The following is a 9,056-nucleotide window of genomic DNA, read 5'->3' on the forward strand; positions in this document are numbered from 1 at the left end:
ATAAATGTTTTTGAAACTTTAAAATCTTAAAAACTCATTTAAATGGATTAAATTAGTTAAAAAAGATAGAAATCATATATTAATTTAAAATAAAAGAACAATTATGTTGAAATAACATAAGATAAGATTAAAAATCTTAAATCTAACTTACAATTTTAACAACCCCATGAAAAATAAAAAATAAATTATAATGACTTTTATAAGAAAAATCACTTAAAATTTATGTATTATAGTAAAAATGAATAAATTATTATATCAATTTGGAAAAATAATTTAATTCGAAAGTATAAAATTAAAAATAACCAATTTAACATGAAAAACAAAAATTGGGAAAAAATTGAAAAATAGCTGATTATATGTTATATGAAAAAAATATTTTCAAAAAAAATATCAAAAATATTGATATCCATTTGGGATTAGCCTATCCTAACATTTATAGGACTGCAATGTCTTCATTAGGATATAATATATTATATAATCATCTAAACGAACGTGAAGATACTTGGTGTGAACGGATAATTTTTCCTAGCATTAATTCCATTGAATCAAATACCTCCAGCAGGTATTTTGACATAATAAGCTTTACGCTTCAATTTGAAGAAGACTATTTTAATGTATTGAAAATGCTGAAAAGTGCTGAAATACCACTTAAGCGGGAAGACAGAACAGATAATGATCCCCTCATAATTGCCGGAGGCCCATGTGCAACCGCTAACCCCCAACCGTTATCCGATTATATTGACATGTTCATCATTGGGGAAGGCGAATATGTAGTCGATGAGATTTTAGATAGGCATCTGCAAACGGAAGATAAAAATCTAGAAAAATTTTTAGATATACCAGGGGTCTATATTCCTGAATATGGCAACAAAGCAAAAATCCGCATTGTTGAGGATATGAACCATGCTTATCATATTACACAACCTGTAATCAGTCAAAGCGATGATGACGAGCATCAAACTATTTTCAATAACTCAATTATGCTGAATGTTTCAAGAGGATGTACCCGAGGATGCAGATTTTGCATGTCAAGTTACCTCTACAGACCGATGAGGCAGACAGATTATAAAAAACTAATTGACATAGCAATTAAAAATCGTGAAAATACCGGACTCAATAAGATCACATTGATTGGTGCAGCAGTTTCAGATTATCAGGATTTGGAAAAATTGATTCATGGACTTGAAGACGAAAACTTTCAAATTTCAACACCTTCATTGAGAATTGAATCCATTACAAAAGAAACGTTACAATCACTGAAAAATAGCGGGCTCAAAACAATCACTCTTGCACCCGAGTCAATACCAAAACTTCGAAAAGTAATCAATAAGGATATACTGGAAGAGGAAATTTTTACAGTAATAGAAAATGCTGTTGAATTAGACTTCAAAATCAAGTTATATTTCCTGATTGGTATTCCTGGAGAAAGCATGGATGACATTGAAGAGTTATGCAGGTACATGAAAAAAATTGCCAATATGCATTATAACATTAAGAACGTTAAATTTAGTGTAAATCCAATTATCCCAAAACCCCACACACCATTACAATGGGAGCCTTACAATTTTAAAGACATTAAAAAGAAAACAAGATATATTAAAAAAGAAATGCGAAAATATAACATTAAGTGCGAAAGTCCTAAAAAAGGACTAATCCAATATATATTGTCTTGTGGAAATAGGGGCATTGGTGCAATAATTGAGAAATCATTGGAAAAACAGGTTACACTCAAGGAATGGAGAGAAGCAATTCCCAATTATAATCTTGATGATGAATTGCCGTGGAGCAATATTGATGTAGGTGTAAATGAAAAATTTTTGAAAATAGAAAACAGACGATTGAGAAATCTGAAGCAAACACCATGGTGTGAAACAAGCCCATGTTATAACTGTGGTGCATGCAAGTAATAATTCTTAGAAAAAAATTAATTTACTATAAAATATATAATAATACTAAAGAGGTAAAAGTTATGATTAATCCAGCAAGCAGAACAAAGTCAATTGAATTGTCATTAATAAGAAAAATGTTTGAAGTCACAAATCCTGATGCAATAAACTTGGGAATCGGTGAACCTGATTTTGACGTTCCTGAGAATATCAAAAATGCAATGAAAAAATCAATTGATGAAAATGATACACACTACACATCCAACAAAGGAAAAATTGAATTGAGAGAAGAGATTGTTAAGAAATTCAAAAATGAAAATGGGATTAACACAAATCCCGAAAATATTATTGTAACAGCAGGTGCCAGCGAAGGATTGTTCATGTGCGCTCAGGCATTCATTGAAAAAGGAGATGAAGTCTTACTTCCTGATCCAAGTTTTCTTTCATATGAAGCATGTGTAAAAATAGCTGACGGTACCATAGTACCTGTTGATTGTACCATGGAAAATGAATTTAAGCTGAAAGCCGAGGATGTCCAAGAAAAGATTACCGATAAAACAAAAGCGATCATATTAAATTCACCATCAAACCCGACTGGAGCAGTCATGGAAAAAGAGGACATTAAAGCAATAGCCGATTTATCAATGGATAAAGATTTCTTGATTATCTCTGATGAAATCTATGAAAAAATTATTTATGATAAAAAACATTACTCCCCTGCAAAGTACAGTGACAATGTAATTACATTAAATGGATTTTCAAAAACTTATGCAATGACCGGACTTAGAATCGGTTATTTAACCGCCAATGAAGATTATACTGAACAACTGCTTAAAATACACCAGTACAATATTGCTTGTGCCAATAATACCGCTCAAAGAGGAGCTTATGAAGCATTAACCGGACCACAGGACGAGGTTGAAAAAATGGTTAATGAATTCCAAAGAAGACGTGACCTGATTGTAAGACGTTTAAATGAAATGGGATACGAAACAGTTAATGCGGAAGGCGCATTTTATGTATTCCCTAAAATTGAAGATGAAGACTTTGTTATGAAAGCTGCAAAAGCTGGAGTAATTACAGTTCCTGGAATTGCATTTGGGTCAAATGGTGCAAACCATGTGCGCATGTCTTACGCGAATTCCTATGAAAACATTGAAAAAGCAATGGACATTTTAGAAGAGCGTGTAGCTAATGGATGAATTCAGAGAAAAAGGTGGAAAAAAGGCAGCGATTGTTGCAATTGTTGCAAACACCATCTTAACCATCTTAAATGTTGCTGTTGGGATTATGTCTGGAAGTTATGCACTGATTTCCGAAGGAGGTCATACCCTATCAGACATTACAACATCAATCATAGCATATGTTGGGTTTAAAATAGGTCAAAAACCTGCAGATAAAGAGCATCCTCTTGGGCACGGCCGTGCTGAAGCAATAAGCGGTTTAGTAATCGTATTGTTTTTAACAATGGTTGCATATGAGATTATGAGCGGAGCAGTTGAAAAAATATTGAATCCAACTTTAATTACAACCCCTGATATTTATGCGGCACTCATGGCATTTTTTGGAATATTCGTTAACTATAGTGTCAGTGAGTATATTATAAATTTAGGTAAGGAAATCAAAAGTCCTGCAATTGTAGCTGATGGAAAACACCAAAAAACAGATATCTTCTCATCAATTGCTGTTTTAATTGGAGTGGTTGCATCCAATATGGGATTTCCTCTGTTAGATCCAATAGTAGGGTTAGTTATTGGATTTTTAATCTTAAAAACAGCATTTGAAATCGGAAACGAAAATATCAATAACATCATGGGGAAAATACCCTCTGAAAGATTCATAAATAAAATTAAAAGAGTTGCAGAAAACAGCAGCCCCTATGCTCAAAATCCTCATAATATTAAAGTGGATTATTTGGGCGCCTATGCTGCAGTAACATTGCATATTGAAATGGATGGAGATATGACTTTAGATGAATCACACAAAATTGTGCATGTTATTCAGAATAATATCATCAAAGAGATTCCAGAAATAAAATATGTTAGTGTTCATGCTTGTCCAATTGGATTAAGTTATGACCATGACCAAGAAATAGATGAATAATAATAAAAGCGCCGGGACGGGGATTTGAACCCCGGAGGTCGTGAGACCATCGGATTAGCAGTCCGACGCCGTACCAGGCTGGGCCATCCCGACAATTAAAAAACAAGTATAATAAATTATATGTAAAAACTTATTTATAAACTAAGTGGACTAATCTCAAAAATATAAGTGATCTAAAAAACCCAACTCCACCCCGGGATTCTACAAGCATTGAATGTTAATAGTAAAGCTGCTCCCTTCCGGGCCTGACCCGTTCCCATATTGAAGATGACTAATTTTTACCCTCCAGTAAAAATCTCATCACCACCAATCCTGCAGGACGAGGTTTCTATGCTGTTTTTCTTAGGCTTACATTCTCTTAAAAAGCCGCCTTCCGGACTTCAACTGCACCAAAGGGGGTGTGTGCTTACAGAGGACCCCTAACCCTCCAGTCTAGCCAGTAATAATATATGAATTTAATAATATATAAAGGTTAGTAAAAAGTTAGTTACTGGAAATAAAAATAATTACTGTAAAAAAAATTGAATTATGAAAAAAGGATTTCTTGGAAAAAAATTTAATTATTGTAACTAATTTAAAATCGATTAAAATTAAAAAAATAGAAAAATAATGGATAAAATTAGAGTATTTCTTGAATGATGTCTCCATCAGAAATAATACCGACTAATTTACCATCTTCAACTACAGGAAGCTGATTTAAAATTCCTGAATTTGCATTTTCTTTCATTATCTTAATTGCTGCTTCAAGATCATCTTCAGGAGAAACGGTAACTACAGGTTTAATCATTATCTCTTCAACATTAGTGCCTAATTCGTATTTATCTAAAATTAAATTATGACCAACGTCAGTAGCTGTAATGATTCCAACTAAGTTTTCATCATCAACAACAGGAAGAGAACTGATTTTATTTTTCATTAGCTTCTCAAATGCGCAAACAACATCAACATCAGGAGCTGTTGTTATAACATCAGTTGTCATTATTTCCTTTACTTTCTTGCTCAACATTATTTTCACCTCCGAATTTTTCAAGTATATCACTTATCATGACATCTACTGTTTCATTAATATCCACATTATTAATTATGCGAGCATCATGAATTTTTGATTGTTCAACTAAAAACTGCTGGGTTTTTCGTATTGTATCGAAATTATCCATATATTTTTCAAGTGACCTCTTTACCCACGGTTGTCTGCATCTTGAATAAAATCTTTGTCTATGTGATTCTTCATCATCAACAGTTAAAGAAAAAACAATGATATTATTATTTTCTATCAAATCCTTTCTGATAAATCCAGGGACAACATGCACCCCTTCAATAATCGTACTAATACCCTCCTTAACAGACCTTTCGATAATGGCTTCAATGCCAACATTAACGACATCTACATGATTAATGAATCCTTCAATAACAGGATCTATTTTAATTGAAGGGAATCTTACACTTTCATAAGCATCAAAGCTGGACTTATGAACAACAGGGCTTAATTCCTTAGAAATTATCTTCCTCATAACCTCACGAATCATGTCAGTGCCTATGATATTTTTCAATCTTAAACGATTAGCCAATTCAAAAGCCATTGAGGATGTTCCTACACCTGATGCTCCACCAATCAGGATTATTAATGGCTCATCTGATTTTCTAAGGGACCTCCAGTTTCCATATTTTTTTGCAATTTTTGAATCTACTGTTTTTAAATGAGTTAAAACAACATCCGCCAGATCATAACTAGTTATTTCAGTCACATTATTTTGAATTAAATCTGATTCTATATCACTAGCTATATCATATGCTCTTTCAAATCCTATATCTGCAACATTAATTGAACGTGAGAGAATACCTTTAGAGAAAGGCTCTTTGTATTTTTTACCCTCAACATTTCCAGTAATCCAAATCATGACAACCACATAAAAATATAATATTAATGTTAAATAAAATTTGTTATTTGATTATTGCACTAAAAAAAAGAAAAAGATAGAGAATAATTGCTTATTCATCTAAAGAAATGATGCTTATATCATAATTAGAGCCATCTTTAACATCAATTAAAACAGCCCCATTATCTTTAAGCATACCTGGGTTTGCCACATCAGTAGTTATTCCAATTTTACTGAGTGATTTTGCTTCGTGTATATGACCACAAAGATTTATTTCTGGTTCAAATTCATGAATTGACTTTTGAATTCCAGAACTGCCAACATGCTCACCATTTGCAACTCTATCAGCATCAGTGTTAAACGGTGGCGCATGAGTAGCTAAAATTCTTACTTTAGGAATATCTGAATTGTATACATAATCATAGTTAGCTAATAAATCATAAACTTGTCTATAAATCTTATCGTCGTCCATTTCACCAGGAGTGTCAAATGGTGTTGGATTAGAGCCACCAAAACCGAACAATACTGCATCGCCATAAGCTACAATATTGTTGTGAAGGCAAAATGCAACATCATTAATAGCATTGCATATTCCATTAGGGTCACAGTTTCCAGGAATGGCTATTACATCAACATCATACTCATATAATTTATTGATGAATGTTTCTACAAATTCCAAAGGTCCGAAATCTGTAATATCCCCTAAAATTAAAACTAAATCAATATCATTATTACTTAAATAAGTATATAAATTTTCATTCTCTTCTCCGTGAATATCACTAATTGCTAAAATTTTAGTCATTATTTCACCTACTCTTCTAAAAAGAAAGATCCCATTTCTTTTAAGCCAAATTGAAGATCTTCCTTATCTCCATGTACCTGAACAGTTACGTCATCTTCAAATTCAATGATAAGACCGTTCCACTCTGCAATTTCCTGAACTCTTTCTTCAGCTAAAGGAACTCTTAGATTAATCCTACCAGTAATTAAGCCCGGAGGGGTATTAACTAAAAATCTAGACCTTGATTTAGCAAACTCAAAAACTTCTTCTCCTTTCATGACCTGCTTTAACAAATCAAGCCAATGGTCAACATATTCATCGCCTTCTTCTTCGGCAATTGTAAGAAGAGTTCCCTGAATATTATTTAAGGCCATCTCTGCTTTAGCTAAACCATTAATCAAATCAGGATGGGATGGATCTCTCTTATAGGAACTAATGGTAGACCTAATTAATCCCATCTCGGGGTTAATTCCGCTAGGGATATCATATCCCTTTTTAGATAAATCAGTTATTAAATGATTAAGAACTAACCAATTTTGTTCAGAGGGTAAACTCATAAATGTCCACCTATAATTTTCAAAGTAGTATGATTAATTTTTGCATCTGCATCTTTTAATTCTTGTTCAATTTCAGCAGTACTGGAATAAGAATCTAAAAACAATACATGGTGGGTTGAAGTACCTGCAATATTTAAAATAGCTACTTCATCACTAGCTTTAAGTTCTCTTTTATCAATAGTTGCTTTAAATTGTACATAAGGTTCGTATTCTTCTGGAAGGTCAGAATATCTAAATATTCCATCTAATGTTGCTACAAACATAATTACACCTCATATATTATAATACTTAATCTTATTTACCTAATCATATATAAACATGATTGCAAATTATTCGTATGTTTTCAAACAAAAAAAGTTTGTGATAAAAAAAAAAAGTTATCAAATATGATAACTTTATCTGAACTATGTTTTCAATGCCTAAAAAAAAAATAAAATAAAAGGATTAAAAAATCCTTAAATTTATTCGCCTAAAGCTTTTTTGATTGCAGGAGTTGCATCAATTCTTTGAGCATCGAAGGTTAATTCATCTGCTGATAATCCCATAGCTAATCCGTATAATTGAGCTAAGTGGAATACAGGAAGTGCAAAGTCAGTTCCATATCTTTCGTTTACTTCAATTTGACCTTGGTCGAATTGTAAGTGACAGAATGGACATACGTTAACAATTGCATCTACACCAGCAGCAGTCATGTGATCGAGTTTTTCTTTAGTGAAACTAGTAGTTACATCTAAATCTCTGGATCTTAAACCTCCACCAGCACCACAGCACATCATTTTGTCTTTGTAGTCTACTGATTTAGCACCAGTAATTTCTACAAGATCATCTAAGATTTGTGGGTTTTCAGCGTTATCTTCAATACCAATAGTTTTGGTAGGTTTTAAGAAGTGGCAACCGTAGTGAACTGCAACATTTAAGTCTAAAGGTTTTTCGATTAATGAAGCTAATTTTTCATAACCAACATCGTCTCTTAAAATTTGAGCGAAGTGTTTTACATTAATAGTACCTTTGTATTCTCTACCGATTTCAGCTAAGTTTTTGTTAATTTCAGCTTTTTTCTCTTCACTTTCTTTTAACATGTGGTTACATTCGAATAATGAACCGAAACATCCATTACATTCGGTCATAATGTCTGCACCCATGTCTTCAGCAATAGTTAAGTTACGAGCTGCAATAGTAGCCCAGGTTTCTTCATCAAAAGAACCGAATACACCAGGAGCAGGACAACAAGATGCTCCTTCCATATCTTTTAATTCAATATCTAATGCTTCAAATAATTTTCTGGTAGCTTTTTCGATACCAGGATAACGGTTGTTCATGATACAACCTAAGAAGTATGCAATTTCCATATTATAACTCTCCTCATAAATCTATTCTTTTAATCCGCCGGTTGCTTCGTCGTAACCAATTAATTCATCGAAACCGGTAAGTTTACAAATTGTTTTAATTTCATCTAATGCTTCAGGGAAAGCATGAGTTGTTGGTGGAATTTCTGGAAGACCAATTTTAGTTCTTAAAGCTTTAGTAGCATCGTTGATTGGTACACCGTGACCAGTATTCATTACAAATACACCAGTCATTTTGTGTGGTTTTGCCATGTATCCAGCGTGAGCTGCGATGTTACGTGCTTTTTTGATAATTTCAACGATTTTAACACTTCTGAGACATCTTTCTTGGCAAGTGTAACAGGTAGTACACATCCATAATGCGTCATCAGTGATAACTTCTTCTTTTAAACCTAATAAACATTTTCTGACGATTTGTCTTACTTTGTATGGAGTTCTTCTTCCAGATGGGCAACTACCACTGCAGGTACCACATTGGAAACAGTGTTTTACAGTTTCGATTCCAG

Annotated in this window: 10 protein-coding genes, 1 tRNA gene and 1 other RNA gene; 3 read left to right on the forward strand and 9 right to left on the reverse strand. The window is 32.9% G+C overall.

Annotation, left to right across the window (positions count from 1 at the left end; genetic code table 11):
• Window positions 1-356: 356 nt before the first annotated feature.
• The 3 genes from QZU81_RS07575 to QZU81_RS07585 all read left to right on the forward strand — a co-directional run bounded on the left by QZU81_RS07575 (window position 357) and on the right by QZU81_RS07585 (window position 3,989).
• A complete protein-coding gene (locus QZU81_RS07575) occupies window positions 357-1,907 on the forward strand; it encodes a radical SAM protein (RefSeq protein WP_295590920.1) in 1,551 nt (516 codons plus the stop codon).
• Window positions 1,908-1,969: 62 nt separating this feature from the next.
• Window positions 1,970-3,088 carry a pyridoxal phosphate-dependent aminotransferase gene (locus tag QZU81_RS07580; RefSeq protein ID WP_295590922.1) on the forward strand — a complete coding sequence of 373 codons (1,119 nt, stop codon included), beginning with the start codon at window positions 1,970-1,972 and terminating at the stop codon, window positions 3,086-3,088.
• On the forward strand, window positions 3,081-3,989 hold the full coding sequence (locus tag QZU81_RS07585; RefSeq protein WP_295590924.1) for a cation diffusion facilitator family transporter: 909 nt from the start codon (window positions 3,081-3,083) through the stop codon (window positions 3,987-3,989). Before QZU81_RS07580 ends, QZU81_RS07585 begins: the two co-directional genes overlap by 8 nt.
• 9 nt (window positions 3,990-3,998) lie before the next feature.
• On the opposite strand, the gene QZU81_RS07590 is transcribed toward QZU81_RS07585, so the two are convergent.
• The 9 genes from QZU81_RS07590 to hdrC all read right to left on the reverse strand — a co-directional run.
• Window positions 3,999-4,082 (reverse strand) — tRNA-Ser (locus tag QZU81_RS07590).
• A gap of 41 nt (window positions 4,083-4,123) precedes the next feature.
• An RNA gene (ffs, locus tag QZU81_RS07595) (signal recognition particle sRNA) lies at window positions 4,124-4,432 on the reverse strand.
• 176 nt (window positions 4,433-4,608) lie between these two features.
• Window positions 4,609-4,998 (reverse strand): CBS domain-containing protein, encoded by a 390-nt coding sequence (locus tag QZU81_RS07600; RefSeq protein WP_292849951.1) that lies wholly within the window; start codon window positions 4,996-4,998, stop codon window positions 4,609-4,611.
• Window positions 4,958-5,887, reverse strand: a complete 930-nt coding sequence (locus QZU81_RS07605; RefSeq protein ID WP_295590927.1) for a 2-phosphoglycerate kinase — start codon at window positions 5,885-5,887, stop codon at window positions 4,958-4,960. The genes QZU81_RS07600 and QZU81_RS07605 overlap by 41 nt, the downstream gene beginning before the upstream one ends.
• Before the next feature lie 91 nt (window positions 5,888-5,978).
• Window positions 5,979-6,668 carry a metallophosphoesterase gene (locus QZU81_RS07610; RefSeq protein WP_295590929.1) on the reverse strand — a complete coding sequence of 230 codons (690 nt, stop codon included), beginning with the start codon at window positions 6,666-6,668 and terminating at the stop codon, window positions 5,979-5,981.
• A gap of 8 nt (window positions 6,669-6,676) precedes the next feature.
• Window positions 6,677-7,204 carry a DUF2096 domain-containing protein gene (locus QZU81_RS07615; RefSeq protein ID WP_292849821.1) on the reverse strand — a complete coding sequence of 176 codons (528 nt, stop codon included), beginning with the start codon at window positions 7,202-7,204 and terminating at the stop codon, window positions 6,677-6,679.
• Window positions 7,201-7,467, reverse strand: coding sequence for a DUF749 domain-containing protein (locus tag QZU81_RS07620; protein ID WP_292825433.1), 267 nt, complete (start codon window positions 7,465-7,467; stop codon window positions 7,201-7,203). Before QZU81_RS07620 ends, QZU81_RS07615 begins: the two co-directional genes overlap by 4 nt.
• A 198-nt stretch (window positions 7,468-7,665) precedes the next feature.
• Window positions 7,666-8,553, reverse strand: a complete 888-nt coding sequence (hdrB, locus tag QZU81_RS07625; RefSeq protein ID WP_295590934.1) for a CoB--CoM heterodisulfide reductase subunit B — start codon at window positions 8,551-8,553, stop codon at window positions 7,666-7,668.
• 21 nt (window positions 8,554-8,574) lie between these two features.
• Window positions 8,575-9,056 (reverse strand): CoB--CoM heterodisulfide reductase subunit C (hdrC, locus tag QZU81_RS07630; RefSeq protein WP_295590937.1); only part of this gene is annotated, 482 nt, incomplete at its 5' end.

This window comes from uncultured Methanobrevibacter sp. (genome assembly GCF_902770715.1).
Taxonomy (GTDB): Archaea; Methanobacteriota; Methanobacteria; order Methanobacteriales; family Methanobacteriaceae; genus Methanocatella.